A 17399-nucleotide genomic window follows, 5' to 3' on the forward strand; every position below is an offset into this window, starting at 1 on the left:
AGCTTGCTGTTTTTTTGACCATTCCCGTAAAAAAGCATCTCATGTAAGCGCCCTCTTGACGAAGCAGACTGACGTGATTCACAATGGTCATAAGCATGCGCAAAAAAATCCGGAGCATGATCGCTCCGGATTTCCTTCATCACAGCTGCTCATAATACAGCTTCCAAGATGGGAGTGTTTATGTGTATTACTGCAAGCGGCTGCTGCCCGACAAGGATTGTTCTGCTTGTTGGACCAGCTTTTTCGTGATGTATCCCCCAAGAGAACCTGTTTCGCGGGAAACGACATTACCGAAGTAACCGTCCTGAGGGATGGTGATGCCCAGTTCTTGAGCTGCCTCATATTTTAATTGTTGTAAAGCGGCGTTGGCCTGCGGTACTTGCAGGTTGTTTGAACGACGTCTGCTCATATTTGAATCTCCTTTCAGTTCTTTGTGAGTGAGGTTCATTGCAAGCTTGCAAGATTATTATGGCTCACTTACATCTACTTATTCCTGAAATTCAACATTCGAAGGCTGGAGGTTTTTACCATGAGCAAAGGTCTATCCCTATGGTTCGCCGTTTCATCCATTGTCCTGCTGACAGCAGCCGCTATATCCATCAGCTATTCTGCATGGCTTGCTATATTACTGGGGCTTTTATCTGTCGGCAATATCGGCTGGGGCTTCGTAATCAAGGCCCGACAACGTCGCTCTTAAGTCAATTTGTAGAAAACCCCAACTGCCTTGTCTTCAATGGGCTCTAGCGTACACGTGGCAAAAAGCCCATACGCTCTTTAACCGCAGACAGCGTGACTTCAGCAGCTTCTTGAGCACGCTCTGCGGATTGGGCCAAAATATGTCCAATTTCACCGGATTCCCGGATATCGCGATAGCGCTGCTGAATCGGTTCAAGCATAGCTACAACCGTCTCTGCCAGTTCTTTTTTAAATGTCCCGTACATTTGGCCTTCATAACGATCCTGCACTTCTTGGAGCGACAAACCGGAACACTGGCTGTAAATGCTCATTAGATTACTAATTTCCGGTTTATTGGCCGGATCATATTTAACTTCACTGCCCGAATCGGTAGTGGCGCGGCTGATTTTTTTGCGTATAACTTTCGGATCGTCCAGCAGCGCAATAAAACTGCCTGCATTCGGATTACTCTTGCTCATTTTTTTGGATGCATCATCCAGGGACATAATTCTCGCCCCTACTTCAGGAATATACGGCTCGGGAACAGTAAAATAATCTCCATAACGGTGATTAAAGCGGCCCGCCAAATCCCGTGTCAGCTCCAGATGCTGTTTCTGGTCATCACCTACTGGGACAAGATCCGCATTGTAGAGCAAAATGTCGGCTGCCATTAACGACGGATATACGAACAGCCCTGCTCCTACGGAATCCTTGCCAGCAGACTTGTCCTTAAACTGAGTCATACGTTCGAGCTCGCCCATATTCGTCAGTGTCGTCATCAACCATCCCAGCTCAGCGTGCTGAGGAACATGGGATTGTAAAAAGACGTTGGATTTCTCTGGGTTAATACCCGCTGCGATAAATAATGCCGCCACCGCCTCCGACTGCTCGCGTAATTGAGCTGGTTCCTGCGGTACGGTAATCGCATGAAGATCTGGAACCATAAAGTAACATTGGTGATCCTCTTGCAATTTAACAAAGTTTTTCATTGCGCCGATGTAATTACCCAAAGTAAGTTGTCCACTAGGCTGAATACCTGAAAGTACGATTTTCATATTCTTCCTCCTCCGTTTATTTCAATATTTTAGAACGCAAAAAGGCCCCACATCCTCAAGGGACGCGAGACCGTGGTACCACCCTTATTCATTGCCGTCAGCCTATTAGTTGTCGGAGCTATCCCCCGTGGCCGCTGCAATCTTAAAGCTCCGTTAACGGGGAGCAATCGGCCGTCATACTGAGGAAAGCAAAATCCTGTTCTGTGCGGCACTCCAAGGTCCATTCAGCAGTGCTGGCTCACCGGTTCTCATCCACCACCGGCTTTCTGAAGAGCTTATGCAAAAGCTTACTTGTCCTCATCATCGTGTTATCCATGTCATTTCTTTCTAAGCTACATTAATGATAATTCCGCTTACTGTTATTGTCAAATGACGATTGTGCCATATGACCAAAAATCTGTTATCATAATGACACGAAGCTTCAACCGATTATAGTGGACAAAGGAGCATGAATATGAAACAAGTGACCAAAGAACACTGGAACGGTTACGACACGTATGTTTTACATAGTGGTGAATTGGAAGTTACAATGATCCCTCGTCTCGGGAATAATATTATTTCCGTGCGTGATCTGAAGCTGAACCGGGATATCGTACGTCGACCTGGCGAGGAAGAATTGGCATTTTATTTACAAAAGCCATATCATTTTGGCTTACCTATTTTGATTCCTCCTGGCCGAATTCGCAAAGGACAATTTGAGTTTGACGGCGTCCCATATCAGTTTGACCGTAATACAGCCAACGACAATCATATACACGGTCTGCATCGCAATCAATCCTGGCGTTGCAGCGATATTGAAGAGGATGAAGATGGTTGCAGCGTAACAACCGAGCTTCTGACAGAAAGTGATCCGCACTGGATGGAACAATACCCCATTCCTTTGCGGCTGGAAATGACGTATCGTTTGCAGGGCACCGTATTAAGTCAAACGCTGCGCGTCACAAATCTAGGTGAAAAAACAGCCCCATTCGGCTTGGGATACCACACTTGGTTTATGGTGGATGGAGAACCTGAGCGCTGGCGCCTGAAGCTACCGGTGAATGGAGTATACGAACAGGATATTGAGCAGCTGCCTACAGGTGTCATTACTTCTTTAGATCATTTGGAACAGCTCTCCTCAGGTCTATCTCTGAAAGGAACAAATTTGGATACTGTGCTGCGAGCAACGGAAGGCCCTGCTGAAGCTGTTTTGACTCGTGATGATGGCTATCAAATCCGCTACACAGCAGATGAGCAATACTTTAAATATTGGGTGCTATATACCAAAGGGGAATGCGATCAGTATCTTTGCATTGAGCCTTATACCTGGCTATCTGATGCTCCCAATTTCCCAGACCCAGTCGGAGATGGTGGGTTGATCCGTCTGGAGCCTCAACAATCCATCGACCTCAAAACTCAGATTCATATCATATATCCGTAATTTCCCTATAGTCACTTTCCTTCCTTCGGCGCATATTTTCATAACTCTGTCGCATACTAACCTCATCACAGCCGAAGGAGGTGACTACACATGTATGAAGCCAATCAAGGCAGAGGACGTCGTAGCAATACTCTAGTCGTTCCTCAAGCCAACAACGCATTGCAACAATTGAAATATGAAGCTGCGCAAGAACTGGGCATCACCATTCCGGCAGACGGTTACTATGGTGATATGCCGTCCCGTGAAGCTGGGTCTCTGGGAGGCTATATCACTAAACGCTTAGTACAGCTGGCCGAACAGCAATTATCCGGTCGTTCAGGTCAATAAGCGTCATTATTCCACATGAGCATTCCGTTATCGTAATTTACCAAAATACGTTATAACGGGTATATAACAAAGGCGGTCTTCATAAGAAGACCGCTCTTTACTTTGCTCTTTTTAATGTCGATGATTATTCAGATTTAGCCGCGCGATATGTAGGCTTGTTATAGCGGATCATGAGATTCGCCATGTTGTAGTTGGATTCTAAGGTTGCATCTACCAAGATTGTTCCTTGTCTGATGGCAAAATCGAAAGCAATCTCACCATGAGTCCAGCTACGCTTGTGATTTAGCGTTTCCAGAGCCATACGCCGAAAATGATCCCGATGCTGTACAGATAAGCCTGGTTCTACTGCTGCAAATGTGCCTCCTTTGCCTGCAATTGGATTATGCCGAATCCCAAATTTACCAACTACATTATTCCGTATTTGTACAAATACGATGCCTGACGATAAACCCGCCAGTTCATTATCCAATTCTTTAAAAACGATATCCATCTGCCTCGCCAACGACAATTGACCTACTTCATCCATTAAAAAAACCCTCCTATATACCTTGTATTAAAATATTTAATAGGTCTTACGACTCAATTATATGCGAAGGTTTTTAAGCTTACAATCAAATTCAACATAATTGGGTATTTATAACTATTTTCTAAGTATATCCATCATTTTAAATTTCGCTAACAGGTAGTGTCAATTACACTTCGACATTTTGCGACTTTATTCATCATCCTCTGCAAAAATCACAAAAAAGGCCCCCCTTACGGGAGACCTTCTAAAATAACTCGGTTATTTTGTCATTTGCAAAAATTGCTCAATATCCTGAACAGTAACTTGTGCGGCGTTACGCCAGAAGTCAGCCTGTGTTAAATCGGTACCCAAGTGCTTGGAGGCCAGTTCTTCTACTGTCATGCGACCTGTATCACGCAGCAAAGCATCATATTGGTCGGCAAAGCCATCCGAATTTTCCTTCGCAAAAGCGTAAATCCCTGCACTGAACATATACCCGAATGTGTATGGGAAGTTGTAGAAAGGAGTTTCCGTAATATAGAAGTGCAACTTGGAAGCCCAAAAATGAGGATGAGCCTCATCCAGAACATCACAAAACGCTTCACGCTGCGCTTCTTCCATCAACTCACTTAATTGCTGTGCTCCTACAACACCTTTTTTCCGCAGTTCGTAAAAACGGGTTTCAAATAGGAAACGGGCATGAATATTCATGAAGAAGGCTACACCACGCTGAATTTTATCCTCCAGCAAAGCTACCTTCTCCTGACCCTCAGCAGCTTCCAGCAAAGCATCTGATACAATCAGTTCTGCCAGCGTCGATGCCGTTTCAGCCACGTTCATAGCATAATTTTGATTCAATGGATGCAATTCATTCATCACATGCTGATGATAACCGTGTCCGAGCTCGTGGGCCAGTGTCGAAACGTTCGATGGTGATCCGGCATAGGTCATAAAAATACGGGTTTCTTTGCTTAGACGCAAAGATGTACAAAACCCGCCTGGACGTTTGCCTGGACGATCCTCTGCTTCGATCCAGCTTTTCTCAAAAGCCATCTGGGCAAAGTCAGCCATTCTCGAACTAAATTTACCAAATTGCTCAACAATCGTTGCGGCTGCATCGTCGTAAGGGATTTTAGTGGTTGATGTTCCCAGCGGAGCTTCAATGTCATGCCAGGACAGTTTTTCTAAGCCTAGAAGCTTGGCTTTCCGCTCCAGGTATTTAACTACAATAGGCTTGGTTTCATTAATCACTTGCCACATCGTGTCCAACGTTTGGGCTGACATACGGCTGATTTCCAGCGGTTCCTTGAGCACGTCTGTCCAGCCTCGGTTTTCATATAGCTTGAGGCGGAAACCTGCCAGATGATTCAGTGTATCGGCGCAATAGTCCTCAACCTGAGTCCATGCCTCTTCCCAACGTGCAAATACGTCTTTACGTACGCTGCGATCTGCTTCATCCAGCTTATTAGCTGCCTGACCCACAGACAAGTTTACAATCTCACCATTTTCAGGCACAGGGATCGTCATATTTTTGACAATGGTATCATAAAAGTCACCCCAGCCATGGTAACCATCCACTGCCAAATCCAATGCAAGGCTCTCCAGCTCAGGAGCCATTTTTTCACGCGCTTCGTTCCGGTATTCAGTCAGGACAAAAGAAATCGGCTTGATCGCTTCGCGCTCCATCCACTTCTGCCAAATGTCTTCACTGGTTTGTGCCAGCAAGTTCTGAAAAGCGACTAAAGCACTTTTCCCTTGGGCATATAATGAATTGACACGCGCCCCCAGTTGAACAGCCAGCTTGTCATGCTGATTTTGAGCAGTTAAACAAGATACAAAAGAACCTGCCTGCGATGCTCCATTAAACAGCTCCTGTATGCTATTCAGAACACTATCCAGACGCTCAGTATCCAACACCGTTTGTGGCACTTTGGCTACTTTAAGCTGGGATTGCAGCTGTTGGACCTTGCTCTCCAGTTCTTCCAAAAATGCATGAAATGAGGCAGAGGAAGAGCCTCCGCTAAAAATAGATTCCAGATCCCAAGTTTGCTTTAACGGTGTTTTCATAATAGTTCCACCTTTCTTTTTTGGCGAATTCATGTGGTTTCATATACAATAAAGCTACATCGTGATGATACAATCACTACAATTAGGAGGAAAACAGGATGAGACCCTTACAAATTTCGCCGGAAACGGCTGTGAAATTATCCGAAAAACTCGGCATTCCGCTGGAACACCTTATGCATACACCCCAGCACATTTTGATGCAAAAGCTGGCCGAACTGGCTAAAGAAGACACCGCTGGCTCGAACGGCGGAGAATCGGACAAATCATGATTCCTTTTGATAAAACCTGGCCTTATGACATTGTCATGGGAGATGTTTATGTACAGTCTTGTCCGTTTTGCAATCATGATAACGTCTTGCTACCCCTGAAGCCCAAAGAGCTTAAGCTCATTCATGAAGGCATGAAAAAGCTGCTTGTGTTTCCATGCTGCCATAACAAGGTTACTTTGGTGGATTGTGACGACGATTATTTGCTGTCAGATACCACGTTGCGCCATCATTAACTTATGAGGCAGTTGCAAGATAAGATAACTCGTTTTACAAACAAGGTGTGAACTATGAGCCTAGATCGGTCATAGTTCACACCTTTATTTCTTCAAGAGGAGCTTGCGTTCTGCATTTCCTCAGGTAGCTGGAAGTTTTTTGCCAGCATTTGTTCACGCAGGACAGACCACTGTTCACGAGAAGCTCTAATCATTGCTGCATCCATAATTTTCTTGTCATTAATGACACGCGAAAACCAGCGTACTGCTTCGTTAAAGTTACCCGTACGTCGATGCAGTTCACCAATCAGATAAAGCAGTTTGGCATTATTCGCACCGACGCCCTCCAGCTCATAGACTCGAACATAGGAATCCAAACTAAATTTGAGAAAGCGAAGCTCCTGCTCCTCATTCCCCTGGTATCTGTACATCCATGCAATATGCTGCAATAAACTGGCTACTACGCGTTCCTTTTCTCCGATGACCTGTGCACAGAGTAAACCCAATTTGTACGTTTCTAATGCCTCTTCCCAGCTACGATGCCCGCCATATTCGCGAGGCTGCCAGCGATTACCAATTTTATCCTTAAATAGCTTGGTTTGCTGATCGCTTAACTGAACGGTAGAGTGCTCTGTCGAAGTAAATCCACAATGAGGACAGACCCGTACGACATAAAAATCCGGATTTTCGTTCTTATAATAAGCGCAAAAATCTGAATCGGTACGAATAGCCTTCTTTAGGCTTGGTCTGACACGGGATGTCTGAAATTCTTGTTCGCACTGTGGGCAGACGATTTTGATCTGATATAACGGTTCAAGTTCCAATGTTTTTACAACCCTCTCCAAAATTCGGCAATCCCCGAAAGCTTACGGGGTATTTACAAAATGATGCGCAGGACCGGACAAACGACTAAGTATGATGGAACGAAGCGGCTCCTCAATTCCCGTATCCGTTAACGCATCTGCCATACAAGACAACCATGCCTCTGCTCGCTCCTCCGTCACGGGGAACTTCATATGTCTGGCACGTAACATCGGATGACCATATGCATCAGAAAAGAGGGACGGCCCTCCAAAAAACTGGCTCAGGAACATAAACTGCTTTTCCTTTACCGGCTCCATGTCTTTAGGAAACAGGGGACTTAACAACGGATCTTTATAAACTCTCGGGTAGAAGGCCTCAATAATAGCACGAATACCTTCTGCACCCCCAAGGTTGTCATAAATGCTCAGGCTAGGATTCACTTTTCCTCCAACTTTCTGTGCTATGGTAATAAATATACACTCGTATTATAACAAAAAACAAAAAATGACGCTAAAAATAAGCGTCATTTTATCAATTTAACATATGAAGAGGTTTGCTTCGCTGCACATCGCTTCGTCATTCCATGAATACCACTAATAGCTCCGCCAATCCTCTTCACCGGGATGGACGAGAGAGGCACGAATTACATACACAAAAGCACATACAAACAGACCGGCAACGATACTCATCCTGATCACTCCATCCTTAAGGTTATGGAATCGTTGTTTTTTTATTTTAACATACTCTTTACAAAAAAACAGCATTCCATGTAATCGTTTTCTTTACTTTTTTGTACTCTTTGTCCATCCCCGACATAGGTATAATAGTACAACTCCAAAGGAGGGGCCTCTATGTCGCTGTACCACCGTTTCTCGCTTCCTTTGCTCATCCTTATGCTGTTATTCCTATTCATACTGATGGCCGTGTATCCGCAATCTTCTCTGAATGCCGGGCTTCGCGGTCTTGCCATCTGGTGGGATGTGCTATTCCCGTCCTTATTCCCATTTTTCGTTATTTCCGAGCTTCTTCTCGGCTTTGGAATTGTTCATTTCATAGGTGCGCTACTGGACCCACTGATGCAACCTCTATTCCGTGTACCTGGCTGCGGGGGTTTTGTCGCTGCGGTCAGCTGTGCATCCGGCTACCCTATAGGGGCCAAATTAACCGCAAAGCTGTGGGAGCAAAAATGGATCACACGCATTGAAGGTGAACGTTTGGTCGCGTTTACGACTTCCTCTGATCCGATATTTCTGATCGGTGCAGTTTCGGTTGGCTTCTTCCATCAACCCGAAATTGCACTCGTACTGGGAGCGGCCCATTACGGTGGTGTTCTCATCATCGGACTACTCATGCGTTTTCATGGTTCCCGTTCAGAAAAAAACGATATTCGCAGCGAACGTTCTCAGCCTCCTCAAAAAACCTGGTCGAAGTCTGCTAACACAATAACAACAGGTCGCAATAAGCAGCCTGGACCACTGCGCCAAGCGTTATATGCTATGCATACAGCACGTTTGGAAGACGGACGTCCATTGGGTGAGTTGCTTCGTCAGGCGATTGCTTCCTCCCTACGCCTTATTATTGTCGTAGGAGGGCTGGTTGTATTCTTCTGCGTCATTTTAGAAGCTTTGACGAACTCTGGCTTAATGAGCGGGCTACATCTGCTTACGGCTAGCCTATTGTCTGCCTGTGGTCTTCCTCCTGCATTAACAGAGTCCATCGTAGGTGGTATTTTTGAAGTCACTTTAGGTGCGCAAGCTGCAGGTGGAGCCGCAGCAGCGGCATTACCGTTCAAGGTAGCTGCAGCAGCTTTTGTTCTCTCCTGGGGCGGGCTATCGGTCCATGCACAGGTTGCAAGTATTTTAAATATGACGAATCTCCGCTATATGCCATTTTTGCTGGCCCGGGCTGCGCATGGGATCATCTCCGCACTGCTAGCTCTCGTGTTATGGCGCCCGTTAATGGGACAGGGAAGCTCTCCGGTCTTTTCTCCGGTACATGATATCGCATGGTCCCCTGGCTTCTCGTCCGCTATGCTACTGCAAAGTCTGCTGCTTCTTGCTTGTATACTGACTGGAATGCTGGCTCTCTCCTGGTTAAGCGTGGGTACAAATCGCTTATTCGTACGATTGAGAGGAATACACCGGCAATGAACGATTGTGTTCTTGCTCATAATTGATTATGATCGGTATATACCCATGACAAAGGAGCTTTTCATCTTGAGATATTATGTTCTGGATCGCGGGGATCAGCACTCCATGGACTTGAGTCAGCAATTTCACCGTCTTGCCCAAGAAAAGAATTTCAAGCTGGATGCCGAATCGCCGGAAATCGTCGTGTCTATAGGAGGCGATGGTACGATGCTTCATGCGTTTCATACCTTCATTGACCGCATTCCGGATATAGCCTTTGTTGGTGTACATACCGGTCATCTGGGCTTTTACGCGGATTGGCGTGCGGACGAGCTGGAGGAGCTAATCCACCTGATGAGCCAAAGCGGATCTGAGGGACCGCTTAACCCGAGAATCGTTAAGTATCCACTGATTGAGTTGGAAATTCATAAGAAATCAGGCAATGCTTCTTTTATTGCCCTGAATGAGTTTACGTTAAAAGGGGTAGATGGCACGGTCGTTGCCCAAGTAGATATTAACGATATCACCTTTGAAATGTTCCGTGGTGACGGAATATGTGTTTCTACACCTTCAGGAACGACCGCCTATAATAAGGCACTTGGCGGAGCTATGGTTCACCCTACCATCGAAGCATTGCAATTAACTGAGATCGCTTCCATTAATAACCGTGTGTACCGGACACTGGGATCACCACTGCTACTGCCAAAACATCATCATTGTGATATTTTTTCACGGAAAGATCAGCGTCTTCTACTGACAGTAGATCACCTGAACTTTCCTGTGGATGACTTAATCTCTGTTCGATGTCAGGTTGCAAGTCAGAAGATCAGCTTCGCTCGTTACCGTCCTTTCCCATTTTGGGATCGGGTACGTAACGCTTTTCTCAATTAGAACTTGTAAAAGAGCCGACTCCGGCTCTTTTTTTAATTGATCAGGAGGGCATATCCCCACTTTAAATAGGCAAAAAGTTGGTCATAACTTGGCAGCCTTGGAGGAACTTACAAACAAAACGGCTCCTGAAAATTCAGGAACCGTTTTGTTGTGAAGATGTGAATGTTTTATTTTTTTGACGCTGGCCCTCGGGTTCACGCGAGACACGAACTTGCCGTCCCTCCCGATTTTCCTTGGGCTGGCGATCATAGCGTGGCCCACGCGATTCTTTTTTATCGAAATTTCCTTGCGGATTGCGCTGCCTACGTGGTTCACGGGCTTGCTGCCCTTCCCCCGAACTTCGCCCATCTTTTGCTTCACGCGGTTCTCTTGGCTGGCGCGAATCACGTGCTTCACGCTGCCGATTTCCTTCACGTCCTTCTCTGGATGGCCGACTTTCGCGAGCTTCACGTGGCTGTCGTTCACGCACTTCCTGAGCATCCTTCGGTTCCCTACGTTGCAACTCGCGTGGTTCACGGGCTTCTGAAGGCTGTTCCACTCGTGACTCCTCTGTAGCTGCGGAATCCTGCTGTGGTTGCGGCCATTCCGTTTGTCCAGCTGAAGGCTGCGATACCTCTTGGCGCTCTTCGGAATCTAACGTTCCCGCTTGTTCCCTTTGAGCATCTACCAACTGCTGGATGTCGGGAGGAACGAAGTCATCACTGGTGCCGTTCTTATTTTCAACTTCACGGCTTTTTTGCAGCACAAAATAGGCACAGCCAAAATTGCAGTATTCATTAATATAATCGTCCAATACCACAATGGATGTATCCTTATTGGCTTTGGGGTGCCCCTCTCGATAAAACCCCTTCAGGCGAAGCTGATTGTAACCCCAATCGCCAATAATGTAATCATAGCGATCCAACACTTCACTATAGCGATCACGAAAGGCTTCGGGATTCCACCCGTTCTTGTGATCCTGCAACACTTCATAGTTTTTACCACCGATTTGAAACAAGCTATTCTGACCGCCTTTCCCGGATCAAACCTGCGAAAGGGCGCTTTCTTCCTTATGCTGAGCGGCCGACTTCACCTGCTCATGCGCTTGGTAGGAGCTGCGGACCATCGGACCGGATTCGACGTGGCTGAATCCTCGCTGTAATCCCTCTTCCTTTAACTTCGCAAAATCTTCCGGTGGATAATATTTTTGCACATATAAATGTTTCTCGGACGGCTGCAAGTATTGACCAATTGTCATAATGTCACAATCGACTTTGCGCAGATCATCCATGGTTTGTATGATCTCGTCCCACTCTTCTCCGACACCTAACATGATGCTTGATTTCGTTGGGATCGCCGGATTTAATTGTTTTGCACGTTGAAGCAGCTCCAGAGAGCGATGGTATTTCGCTTTAGCCCGAACCTTGTCGGACATGCGTTCCACTGTTTCAATATTATGATTGAGAATATCTGGCTTGGCATCCATGACAATTCGCAGCGACTCAATATCGCCCATAAAATCGGGAATCAATACTTCTACACTGCAAAAAGGCAATCGGCGACGAATCGCACGAACCGTTTCTGCAAATATTGTAGCGCCCCCATCTTTTAAATCATCACGTGCCACACTGGTTACGACACAGTGCTTTAGATTCATGTTCTCAGCCGCTTCCGCGACGCGTTCAGGCTCCTGCAAGTCCAGTTCCGTAGGCATTCCCGTATTTACTGCGCAAAAACGACACGCACGCGTACAAATATCACCCAAAATCATAAATGTAGCTGTCCTGTTGGCCCAGCATTCATATATATTAGGGCACCGTGCCTCCTCACATACGGTATGTAATGTCTTGGAACGCATCATGCTCTTGATTTCCTGATAGTTATCGCCTGTCGTAAGTTTAATACGAATCCAGTCGGGCTTAGCTTCCTTCACTTTTTTAGACAATGGCATAGACCTTCTTTCTGATGTGCTTTAGCTGTCATTGCCATACATTATAGCATGAAAGCCATGGAAAAACCTCCATTCATTGTTCCCTTTTTGATATGACATTGATGCCGGAAAAAGTAAACTCTTGAGATGGATAAAAGCGGCGGATATGGCTCAATCTAATCAAAAGCGCCCTATTTACGCGAATACGGGCCAAGAATTTACTGGGCGGTTAAGCCCTTTTATAGGAGGTCGGTTCACGTGCCTTACCCTACGCGGGCAGTCCGCGCTGTTCGTCTGTTATCGCTGCTGTTGTGCGCTACTACACTGACAACGGCTTGTCCGCTTCCTGCTCATGCCTCTGCAGAGCACACAAAGTCCTCGTCAGCCGGAAATAACCTGACAGCAAATATCGATGCTTCACACGCTTCGTCTTCATTGTATACGTCCAGACTTGCTTTATATCACTCCATCGAAGCCCTGACAGGAGTCCCTTGGTACAGACTGGCTGCCATCGACCAGTACGAACGCACACTTACGGTGGCCCATCCCAAGGATCGCAAGCATGCGGAACGGATCATAGGTATTTTTGTGACAGGACCAGTATGGTCCGGTCTGTTGAACCCTGATTCCGAGGATCAAAATCCACGTTCCATTGAACTATTTTCCGGGCTGGGACAAGACGGCTCAGGCGATGGAATCGCTGACCGCAATAATGACAAGGATTTGCTGTTCAGCATCGCTTCTTATCTCGGAAAGTATGGAAATAGCGAGGATGAATTTGGTATTGCCGTGTGGGAATATTACCATAACAGCCGCTCGGTTCAAAGAGTTCAGCAGTTTGCCAAGCTGTATCAGACGTATGGCAAGCTTGATCTGGTCAGTCAAGCTTTTCCGCTGCCTCTAGGCAGCATTTATAGCTACCGCAGCACTTGGGGAAGCCGTCGCAGCTGGGGCGGCTACCGTATACACGAAGGGACTGACCTGTTTGCAGGCTACGGAGTTCCGGTTCGCAGCACCTGCTACGGTGTGGTTGAAATGAAAGGCTGGAATCCCTTCGGAGGCTGGCGAATCGGTATTCGTGATCTCAACAACCGCTATCACTACTATGCACACCTTTCCGGCTTTGATAAAACCGTTCATAACGGAGACATCGTCAAGCCTGGTCAGACGGTTGGCTGGGTCGGAAGCTCGGGCTATGGAAAACCGGGTACCCAAGGCAAGTTTCCACCACATCTGCACTATGGTATATACCGGGACAATGGCTGGACAGACTGGTCCTTTGACCCATATCCGTTATTGAGACAGTGGGAGCAGAGCGAACGTAAAGCGCTAAAATCAGGAAAAACCAAAGGGACCTCCTCATAGGTCCCTTTGGTTTTTCCTGAGTATCTCACACCAATCCCCTCTTTGTTTATGGCGTTGGAGACTGCCTGAGGGAATTGGGTTCTTCCTGTATCTCTGGAACACTTTCTATGCTGGAATCTACAGCGCCGCTACTCTCTATAGAATGGGAAGGCAGTGCCAACTGCGGAGCGGTTGCACCATTTTTGCCGACAGGTTTACCCTGATTGTCATAGTAGTACATCGGGACGTTGCCCACCACCAACAGATAAGAAACCGGGATTTCCGTCTCCACAATCTGAGGTTGCATCTCAAACGGTATAACCACAGACACTTCCGTTGTAATTCGAATGTACACTTCCACCAAGATCATGTTTATGCCCGCATCCTGCTGACGTGTATTTAAATCCACCTTGATTGCTCCATGCGGCTCCACCTTTAGAGGGACCTTGGGTCCATAAGCTGCCAGGAGCGGACTCCCCAATGCCTGACCAATCGGAACGCTCTCGTCAAAATGACTCATACTGTCCATCGTTGCCTTGACTGCTTTGAGTGTGTCTGACGTAATTCTCATATGCTCCGCATAATTTAGAACAAATCCAGAGGTTCTCCCTTGTGTATCCGTTCTCCATTCGATCAAATTATCAGCAGTCTTCCCCTGCTCTACCTGCGCAGTAATTGCTGAATTAATTGCCTCCGTCGCCATTTGTTTGACCCGCACTTTAGCCAGATGCATCATGGGCGGCTTCAAATGCTGTTCCACATAAGCGGCCACCTGTACGATTCCTACCAGCAGCGCCAATGCCACAATGAGCCACATTCTGCGCCTGCCGCGTCGCCGTCTGCTCGGTCTGCTGTGCCATTGCGGTTTTCTATTCATTCTGATCCCCCCGCAGCGATGAGCTTACTTTAGAAGGATATGCCGCAAATAAACGAAAAAGAAGCCGCCCGTCCGGCAGCTCCTCCTGGTGTTAAACATATATGATTTCAAATCCGATTCAGTTCAACTCAACTTATTATTTGAAAATGTGGTCAATCTTTTCGATATCCGCCTGACTCAGTTGGACATTCAGCGTTTTCAGATTCGCCAGAACCTGCTCCGGTCCCTTCGCGCCTGGAATGAGGGCATCAATCGAATCGCGGGTCAAATACCATGCAAGCACCACATGAGCAACCTCTGCATTCAACGCATTGGCAATCTCACGTACCTGCTCCACTTTGTCCAAATTACGGGCAAATGCATCTCCCTGAAACAATGGATCTTTCGCTCTGATGTCCGTGAAGGTCATGTCTTTCGTATACTTACCACCTAGCAGTCCAGAAGCTAGCGGGAAATACGGCACAAACGAAATGCCATTTTCCTTAGTATAAGGCAGCAGATCCTTCTCAGCTTCCCGTTGCAACAGATTATAATGGGATTGAAGCACATCTACATAGCCGTCACTATTCGCATCTTTAAGTTGTTCAATGGTAAAGTTAGATACACCGATAGCCTTAATTTTACCTTCGTCTTTGAGCTTCTTCAGTTCTCCGACTGCTTCTGCCTTCGGTGTAGCTTCATCTGGGAAATGAATATAGAACAGATCAATATAATCTGTTTGCAATCTTTTCAGACTGGATTCGACGGATTCACGTAAAAAAGCAGGCGAGTTGTCAAAAACAACCTCTCCGTTTACAAACTTATGTGCTCCCTTGGTCGCTATGACAGCTTCCTCACGTTTGCCGCGCTCTTTAAGTACCTCACCGATCAACCGCTCTGAGTGCTCAGGCCCATAAATAAAAGCTGTATCCAGGAAGTTGATGCCGTTATCCAAAGCTGTGCGAACGACTTCTTTGCCCGTTTCATTGTTCAAACCGGAAAAAAGATTATGTCCTCCTACCTTATTCGCACCCAAACCGATTGGTTTTACATATAAATCTGTTTTGCCAATACGCACTTGCTCTGCCAATTCACGTCATCTCCTTTTCGAAAGTTACTTCCATTTTATTATTAAATTCCAAAAAAAGCAAAGTGCGTACCTGGCTGCTGCTCTTATCCCTTGATCCCCGTTAAGGCAATGCCTTCCATAAAATACTTCTGTCCTATGGCAAAAAGAATGATAGCTGGCAACACGACAATTAAAGAAGCGGCCATCAGAACACCCCATTGCGCCGAATATATTCCCTGAAACTGCTGTAGCCCAATCGCCAACGTAAATTTGCTTTCATCATTAAGATAAACGAGCGGTCCCATAAAATCATTCCATGTGTTCAAAAATGTAAACAATCCGATGACCAAAATCGCTGACCGGGACAAAGGTAAAATAATGCGAGTAAAGATCGTAAAATGGTTGCCCCCATCCACAAATACAGCTTCATCCAGCTCTCGCGGAAGAGTCATGTAAAATTGTCTAAGCAAAAAGATATTAAAAACACCTCCACCAAAAAACGAAGGTAATACCAATGGAACGTAGGAATTAACCATGCCTAATGCCTGCCAACCAATAAAAGACGGAATTAGCGTGACCGCAAACGGCAGCATCATACTACTTAATAACACGGCAAAAACCTTATCTCTTCCTTTCCATCTCATTCGCGCAAAGCTATAGGCAGAAAGGGTACTCGACAGAAGTACACCCGCTAAAGTACCTGCTACGACGATAAATGTGTTCACAAAATAGCGCCCAAACGATAACTCTTCAAACGGCTGTAAAAAATTTTCGAATACAAAAGGCTCGGGAATCCATTTCGGCGGGATCAGAAAAATCTGACTTAAATCCATCATGGAGCTTCTCACCAGCCAGTAAAAAGGAAACACGCAAAAAAGTGACCCCACAATGAGCACTGTGTAGAGAAAAACTCTGCTCCAACGCAAGCCATGTTTTTTCATCCTCATGCCCCCCCGCCTTCGTAATACACCCATTTTCGGGCCGTCTTGAACAGAAAGGCAGTGAATGTTAAAACTACAATAAAGAGCACCCAAGCAATCGCACAGGCATAACCCATATTCGAAAAAGTAAATGCCTCGCGGAACAAATAAAATGTATAAAATAAGCTGGAATTGTTAGGTCCACCCTGAGTCATGACGTAAGGCTGGACAAACACCTGAAATCCACCGATGAAGCCCATAATCGTATTAAAGAAAATCGTAGGCGATGTCAATGGAATTGTGATATAGATAAGCTTATGAAGAGCGCTCCCACCGTCAATTTCAATGGCTTCATAATAATGCCTAGGTATATCCTGCAAGCCAGCCAGAAAAATAATCATCGTCCCCCCAACGGTCCACAAACTCATTAAAACCAGTGTAGGAACTACCGACCCTTCACTATAAATCCATTGACTTTCGGGCAAATGCAGCGCACGCAACACCACATTCAGCAAGCCAAGGTCCGGATCAAACAGCCACATCCAGATCATAGACGATGCTATGAGTGGGACAATCGTGGGCAGATAAAAAACGGTCCTGAAAAAAGCCAAACCTTTTACCTTTTGATTGAGCAATATGGCCAGAAAGAAAGCCACTATAATTTGCAGGGGCACACTCAAAAACACATAATAAAAAGTAACCGCAAGGGATTTGTAAAAAAATTGATCCGTACCATCAAATAAGTGTACATAATTATCCAGACCAATAAAACGGGCCTGTGAAGCAACCTTGTAATCGGTAAGACTGAACCAGAGACTAGCGATCATCGGTCCCAGAACAAAAATGACAAAGCCCAGAATAGCAGGGGCGGCAAAAAGCCACCCCAACCCATTTTCCTTCTTACGAATAGAAGATAACGATTGCATTCTATCCCTCTCTTTCTGTCA

The 17399-nt window shown here is 46.0% G+C and carries 20 protein-coding genes and 1 other annotated feature; of the genes, 8 read left to right on the plus strand and 12 right to left on the minus strand.

All coding sequences use genetic code 11. The annotated features are described in order from the left end of the window. Positions 1-187: 187 nt before the first annotated feature. On the minus strand, positions 188-409 hold the full coding sequence (locus EGM68_RS20900) for an alpha/beta-type small acid-soluble spore protein (RefSeq protein WP_013311857.1): 222 nt from the start codon (positions 407-409) through the stop codon (positions 188-190). A gap of 120 nt (positions 410-529) precedes the next feature. On the opposite strand from EGM68_RS20900, the gene EGM68_RS25815 reads away from it, so the two are divergent. Then, positions 530-697: a hypothetical protein gene (locus EGM68_RS25815; RefSeq protein ID WP_016324694.1), complete on the plus strand. Its 168-nt coding sequence runs from the start codon at positions 530-532 to the stop codon at positions 695-697. A 43-nt stretch (positions 698-740) separates the two neighbouring features. Here EGM68_RS25815 and trpS read toward each other — a convergent pair whose 3' ends face one another. Then, complete coding sequence (gene trpS / locus EGM68_RS20905) at positions 741-1730, minus strand: tryptophan--tRNA ligase (RefSeq protein WP_013372932.1); 990 nt, start codon at positions 1728-1730, stop codon at positions 741-743. A gap of 55 nt (positions 1731-1785) precedes the next feature. Next, positions 1786-2043, minus strand: a binding site (T-box leader). 141 nt (positions 2044-2184) lie between these two features. On the opposite strand from trpS, the gene EGM68_RS20910 reads away from it, so the two are divergent. Both EGM68_RS20910 and EGM68_RS20915 read left to right on the plus strand, forming a co-directional pair. Next, complete coding sequence (locus EGM68_RS20910) at positions 2185-3150, plus strand: aldose 1-epimerase (protein WP_016324695.1); 966 nt, start codon at positions 2185-2187, stop codon at positions 3148-3150. Between the two features lie 90 nt (positions 3151-3240). Then, the gene (locus EGM68_RS20915; protein ID WP_013372934.1) at positions 3241-3477 is read left to right on the plus strand and encodes an alpha/beta-type small acid-soluble spore protein; all 237 of its coding nucleotides are present in this window, start codon (positions 3241-3243) and stop codon (positions 3475-3477) included. A gap of 124 nt (positions 3478-3601) precedes the next feature. Here EGM68_RS20915 and EGM68_RS20920 read toward each other — a convergent pair whose 3' ends face one another. Next, positions 3602-4003, minus strand: a complete 402-nt coding sequence (locus tag EGM68_RS20920; RefSeq protein WP_013372935.1) for a hypothetical protein — start codon at positions 4001-4003, stop codon at positions 3602-3604. A gap of 258 nt (positions 4004-4261) precedes the next feature. Then, positions 4262-6049 (minus strand): M3 family oligoendopeptidase, encoded by a 1788-nt coding sequence (locus tag EGM68_RS20925; protein WP_129549950.1) that lies wholly within the window; start codon positions 6047-6049, stop codon positions 4262-4264. Positions 6050-6147: 98 nt separating this feature from the next. Here EGM68_RS20925 and EGM68_RS20930 point away from each other — a divergent pair, with 98 nt between their 5' ends. Then, a complete protein-coding gene (locus EGM68_RS20930) occupies positions 6148-6318 on the plus strand; it encodes a YycC family protein (RefSeq protein WP_013372937.1) in 171 nt (56 codons plus the stop codon). Then, a complete protein-coding gene (locus EGM68_RS20935; protein ID WP_013372938.1) occupies positions 6315-6551 on the plus strand; it encodes a hypothetical protein in 237 nt (78 codons plus the stop codon). Before EGM68_RS20930 ends, EGM68_RS20935 begins: the two co-directional genes overlap by 4 nt. Before the next feature lie 92 nt (positions 6552-6643). On the opposite strand, the gene EGM68_RS20940 is transcribed toward EGM68_RS20935, so the two are convergent. Together EGM68_RS20940 and EGM68_RS20945 are read right to left on the minus strand one after the other, a co-directional pair. Beyond that, positions 6644-7354, minus strand: coding sequence for a DUF2225 domain-containing protein (locus tag EGM68_RS20940; RefSeq protein ID WP_017427265.1), 711 nt, complete (start codon positions 7352-7354; stop codon positions 6644-6646). 42 nt (positions 7355-7396) lie between these two features. Next, positions 7397-7774 (minus strand): globin domain-containing protein, encoded by a 378-nt coding sequence (locus tag EGM68_RS20945; protein WP_013372940.1) that lies wholly within the window; start codon positions 7772-7774, stop codon positions 7397-7399. 411 nt (positions 7775-8185) lie between these two features. Here EGM68_RS20945 and ylbJ point away from each other — a divergent pair, with 411 nt between their 5' ends. Next, complete coding sequence (gene ylbJ / locus EGM68_RS20950) at positions 8186-9484, plus strand: sporulation integral membrane protein YlbJ (protein WP_090738322.1); 1299 nt, start codon at positions 8186-8188, stop codon at positions 9482-9484. Positions 9485-9550: 66 nt separating this feature from the next. After that, complete coding sequence (locus EGM68_RS20955; RefSeq protein ID WP_013372943.1) at positions 9551-10354, plus strand: NAD kinase; 804 nt, start codon at positions 9551-9553, stop codon at positions 10352-10354. A gap of 133 nt (positions 10355-10487) precedes the next feature. On the opposite strand, the gene EGM68_RS20960 is transcribed toward EGM68_RS20955, so the two are convergent. Further along, positions 10488-11351, minus strand: a complete 864-nt coding sequence (locus tag EGM68_RS20960) for a YutD family protein (protein WP_058710781.1) — start codon at positions 11349-11351, stop codon at positions 10488-10490. Positions 11352-11375: 24 nt separating this feature from the next. Further along, the gene (gene lipA / locus EGM68_RS20965; protein WP_016324696.1) at positions 11376-12278 is read right to left on the minus strand and encodes a lipoyl synthase; all 903 of its coding nucleotides are present in this window, start codon (positions 12276-12278) and stop codon (positions 11376-11378) included. Between the two features lie 243 nt (positions 12279-12521). Between lipA and EGM68_RS20970 the strand changes: the two genes are divergently transcribed. Continuing rightward, positions 12522-13628, plus strand: coding sequence for a M23 family metallopeptidase (locus tag EGM68_RS20970; protein ID WP_013372946.1), 1107 nt, complete (start codon positions 12522-12524; stop codon positions 13626-13628). 46 nt (positions 13629-13674) lie between these two features. Here the strand turns inward: EGM68_RS20970 and yunB are convergent, their stop codons facing one another. From yunB to EGM68_RS20990, 4 genes are all read right to left on the minus strand, one after another. Then, positions 13675-14424: a sporulation protein YunB gene (gene yunB / locus EGM68_RS20975; RefSeq protein WP_013372947.1), complete on the minus strand. Its 750-nt coding sequence runs from the start codon at positions 14422-14424 to the stop codon at positions 13675-13677. Positions 14425-14620: 196 nt separating this feature from the next. Then, on the minus strand, positions 14621-15553 hold the full coding sequence (locus EGM68_RS20980; protein ID WP_013372948.1) for an aldo/keto reductase: 933 nt from the start codon (positions 15551-15553) through the stop codon (positions 14621-14623). Between the two features lie 83 nt (positions 15554-15636). Next, positions 15637-16473 (minus strand): carbohydrate ABC transporter permease, encoded by an 837-nt coding sequence (locus EGM68_RS20985; RefSeq protein ID WP_129549951.1) that lies wholly within the window; start codon positions 16471-16473, stop codon positions 15637-15639. 2 nt (positions 16474-16475) lie between these two features. After that, the gene (locus EGM68_RS20990) at positions 16476-17378 is read right to left on the minus strand and encodes a carbohydrate ABC transporter permease (RefSeq protein WP_013372950.1); all 903 of its coding nucleotides are present in this window, start codon (positions 17376-17378) and stop codon (positions 16476-16478) included. Between the last annotated feature and the right edge of the window lie 21 nt (positions 17379-17399).

The sequence above is a fragment of the Paenibacillus sp. M-152 genome (assembly GCF_003856555.1).
Taxonomy (GTDB): Bacteria; Bacillota; Bacilli; order Paenibacillales; family Paenibacillaceae; genus Paenibacillus; species Paenibacillus polymyxa_C.

Coding starts and splice junctions, on each gene's coding strand:
- EGM68_RS20900 (WP_013311857.1), bottom strand. CDS start 409: ATGAGCAGACGTCGTTCAAACAACCTGCAAGTACCGCAGGCCAACGCC.
- EGM68_RS25815 (WP_016324694.1), top strand. CDS start 530: ATGAGCAAAGGTCTATCCCTATGGTTCGCCGTTTCATCCATTGTCCTG.
- trpS (WP_013372932.1), bottom strand. CDS start 1,730: ATGAAAATCGTACTTTCAGGTATTCAGCCTAGTGGACAACTTACTTTG.
- EGM68_RS20910 (WP_016324695.1), top strand. CDS start 2,185: ATGAAACAAGTGACCAAAGAACACTGGAACGGTTACGACACGTATGTT.
- EGM68_RS20915 (WP_013372934.1), top strand. CDS start 3,241: ATGTATGAAGCCAATCAAGGCAGAGGACGTCGTAGCAATACTCTAGTC.
- EGM68_RS20920 (WP_013372935.1), bottom strand. CDS start 4,003: ATGGATGAAGTAGGTCAATTGTCGTTGGCGAGGCAGATGGATATCGTT.
- EGM68_RS20925 (WP_129549950.1), bottom strand. CDS start 6,049: ATGAAAACACCGTTAAAGCAAACTTGGGATCTGGAATCTATTTTTAGC.
- EGM68_RS20930 (WP_013372937.1), top strand. CDS start 6,148: ATGAGACCCTTACAAATTTCGCCGGAAACGGCTGTGAAATTATCCGAA.
- EGM68_RS20935 (WP_013372938.1), top strand. CDS start 6,315: ATGATTCCTTTTGATAAAACCTGGCCTTATGACATTGTCATGGGAGAT.
- ylbJ (WP_090738322.1), top strand. CDS start 8,186: ATGTCGCTGTACCACCGTTTCTCGCTTCCTTTGCTCATCCTTATGCTG.
- yunB (WP_013372947.1), bottom strand. CDS start 14,424: ATGTGGCTCATTGTGGCATTGGCGCTGCTGGTAGGAATCGTACAGGTG.
- EGM68_RS20985 (WP_129549951.1), bottom strand. CDS start 16,473: ATGAAAAAACATGGCTTGCGTTGGAGCAGAGTTTTTCTCTACACAGTG.
- EGM68_RS20990 (WP_013372950.1), bottom strand. CDS start 17,378: ATGCAATCGTTATCTTCTATTCGTAAGAAGGAAAATGGGTTGGGGTGG.